Source organism: Bradyrhizobium sp. 23, from assembly GCF_023073295.1.
GTDB classification, from domain to species: Bacteria; Pseudomonadota; Alphaproteobacteria; order Rhizobiales; family Xanthobacteraceae; genus Bradyrhizobium; species Bradyrhizobium canariense_D.
On the sequence record NZ_JADPJF010000148.1, the window covers coordinates 250,567 to 253,410 of the forward strand.

Sequence of the window (2,844 nt, forward strand, 5' to 3'; positions counted from 1 at the left end):
CGCGCATCTCGCGGTCCATCATCGCGATGACGCGGGCCGAAGCCCACATCAGCGTGATCGCGCATTCCGCGACCGCCGTGTCGCCATAGCCCTTGATCAGGTGCACGGAGATGCCGAGCTCAGCGAGCTCCTCCGGGTTCATGTAGCTGCGCGCGCCGGTGCCGAGGAACACGACATGCTTCAACCCTGTGCACTTCTTTGCGACGTCGGTAGGCAGCGCGGTGTGGTCGACGATCGCGATCTCGGCGCCGTCGAGGATTTCAGGATATTGTTCGGGTTTGATGTCGGGATCCCTGTGGATCCGCACCTTGGGATCGCCGGGCTGCTCCAGCCGCTCCATGATCACGGCGAGAGTTTCATTGGCGTCGACGAAAACTCCGCGCATGGTTCTCTCCGGTCAGGATGCGACGCCGGCGATCGCCAGCACCGTGTGCATGAGGACGTTGGTGCCCGCGGCGCAATCGGGCTGCGTGGCGTCTTCCAGCTCGTTGTGGCTGATGCCGTCCTTGCAGGGCACGAACACCATTGCGGCCGGCATGATTGTGTTGAGATTGCAGGCGTCGTGGCCGGCGCCGGAGGTGATGCGGCGAGAGGAGTAGCCGAGCGTCTTCGCCGCGTTCTCGACTGCGGCAATCAATTTGGGATCGAAATGCGTCGGCGGCTTGCGCCAGACCAGGTCGATCTTCACCTCGACCTTGCGGCGTGCGGCGATCTCGGCAATCGCGCTGCGCAGATCGCGATCTAGCGCATCCATGATCGCGCCATCCGCACTGCGGCAATCCATCGTGAAGGCGATCTCGCCGGGAATGACGTTGCGCGAGGGGTTTGCGATCACGGCCTCGCCGATGGTACCGACGGCCTTCGGCCCGTACTTCCTCGCAATGGCCTCCATCGCCAGCACGATCTCGGACAGCGTCGCCAACGCGTCGCGCCGCAGCGGCATCGGCGTCGATCCGGCATGGCTCTCGAAGCCGGAAATCTTGCCGTCGTACCAAAGCACGCCCTGGCCGGAATCGACCACGCCGATGGTCTTGCCTTCGGCCTCCAGGATCGGGCCCTGCTCGATGTGCAATTCGACGAAGGAACCGAGCTTCTGGAACCCGACCGGCTTGTCGCCGCGATAACCGATGCCATCGAGCGCCTGGCCGACGGTGGTGCCATCAGCGTCCTTGCGCGACAAGATGTCATCGGTGGTGAAGTCGCCGACATAGGCAGCGGAGGCCATCATCGCGGGAGCGAAGCGCGAACCCTCTTCGTTGGTCCAGTTGACGACGCAGATCGGCGCCTCGGTTTCGATCCCGGCATCGTTCAGCGTGCGGATCACTTCGAGCGCACCGAGCGTTCCCAGAATGCCGTCATACTTGCCGCCGGTCGGTTGCGTGTCGAGATGCGAGCCGATGCCGACGGGCGGCTTCGACATGTCGCGTCCCTTGCGCAGCCCGAACTGCGAGCCGAGCGCATCGGTGTGCACCTCCAAGCCGGCGTCCTCGCAGGCCTTGCGGAACCAGTCGCGTACCAGCTTGTCCTCCGCGCTCAGCGTCAGCCGCCGCACGCCGCCCTTGGCCGTCGCGCCGAACTGCGCGGTCTCGTGGATGGAGCCCCAGAGGCGGGCGGAATCGATTTGCAAATTGGTGGCGGCTCGGCTCATGCGGTCAGTCTCTCAATTGTCCGGCGCCTGTTTCAATGACGCGCCGGCGCGGGCGCGTCAACTGCGAGGCTGCTCTGCGCAATCTGACATGCAAGCTCTGCGACCCGCTCCACCGCCACGACATCGGGCGAGGCGAGCCAGCTCGCGGTGAATGTCAGCGGCGCGATTTTGAGATCGGTGTCGAGCAGTTGCAACCGCCCGTCTGCGAGCTCGTTCTCGACGATGGCGTCGGGGATCACGGCGATGCCGAGGCCCTCGACCGCCATGTGGATGACGGTCGCAAGCGAGGCGGAGGCGTGCAGCCGGATCGGAGGCAGCTCCGGCCGGTCGAACACTTCGCGCACGACCTCGTAGGGACGCGTCTTCCGCGGGAAGGTAATGATCGGAAACCGCGCGAGCTCAGCCCGCGTCACCGGTCCATCGCCGAGGCCGAGCGAGGGGCTGGCGAGAAAACCGATCGGATAGTCGGCGAGGACGCGATTGTGCACCCCGGAGGCCGAGAGCGGACCGACGACGAAGGCAAGCTCGATCTCCTGCGCAAGCAGGCGCGCGGTCAGGTTCGGCGTGATGTCGACCTCGATCTCCAGCGACAGGTTTGGGTAGACCTCGTTCATGCTCTTCACCAGCCGCGGCAGCCAAGTGTGCACGATGGTTTCGGCGACGCCGAGTCGCATCACGCCGCGCATCGCCGAGCGGTCGCCGATCTCGGCGATCATCGCGGCGCGCAGGCCGATCAGCTTCTCCGCATAGACCATCATCTGTCGGCCGCTCGGTGTCGGCGAGGCCACGCGGTGGTCGCGATTTAGGAGCTTCACCCCCATCTCGCGCTCGAGCTGGGCGATGCGCTGGGAGATCGCCGGCTGAGTCGTGTTGAGGCGTGCTGCGGCGCCGCGAAAGCTGCCGAGCTTCACAACCCAAAGGAACGTCTCGATCGATCTGAAGTCCAGCATTGGAAGGATTTTCCCGTCCGATAAATGAAATTTATCGATATTGATTAGAAAGGAAGATTAGACTTTATAGCACGCGTGGTGTTGGCTTGTCTTTGTCGAGTTTATAGGCAGGTCGATCCCATGACTGTTTTGGTGGCAGTGCAGCAAACTGAAACGCCCGACACGCTCCCGAGCCGCAAGGCGCGGCTTGCCTACCGCGAGGGGCTGGTCGCCTCCACCGCCGGCGTTGCCCCCGGCTTCGTCCAG

2 protein-coding genes and 1 pseudogene are annotated in these 2,844 nt (G+C 64.3%); all 3 read right to left on the minus strand.

The features are described 5' to 3' along the window. Positions 1-385 (minus strand): annotated as a pseudogene (locus IVB32_RS34545) (3-phosphoglycerate dehydrogenase); the annotation flags it as partial. 12 nt (positions 386-397) lie between these two features. Continuing rightward, the gene (locus IVB32_RS34550) at positions 398-1,648 is read right to left on the minus strand and encodes a Zn-dependent hydrolase (protein ID WP_018456994.1); all 1,251 of its coding nucleotides are present in this window, start codon (positions 1,646-1,648) and stop codon (positions 398-400) included. A gap of 32 nt (positions 1,649-1,680) precedes the next feature. Beyond that, the gene (locus IVB32_RS34555) at positions 1,681-2,598 is read right to left on the minus strand and encodes a LysR family transcriptional regulator (protein WP_018456993.1); all 918 of its coding nucleotides are present in this window, start codon (positions 2,596-2,598) and stop codon (positions 1,681-1,683) included. Positions 2,599-2,844 lie beyond the last annotated feature (246 nt).

What these genes read in the sequence shown, in the direction of transcription:
- IVB32_RS34550 (WP_018456994.1), bottom strand. Translation starts at nt 1,648, where the DNA reads ATGAGCCGAGCCGCCACCAATTTGCAAATCGATTCCGCCCGCCTCTGG.
- IVB32_RS34555 (WP_018456993.1), bottom strand. Translation starts at nt 2,598, where the DNA reads ATGCTGGACTTCAGATCGATCGAGACGTTCCTTTGGGTTGTGAAGCTC.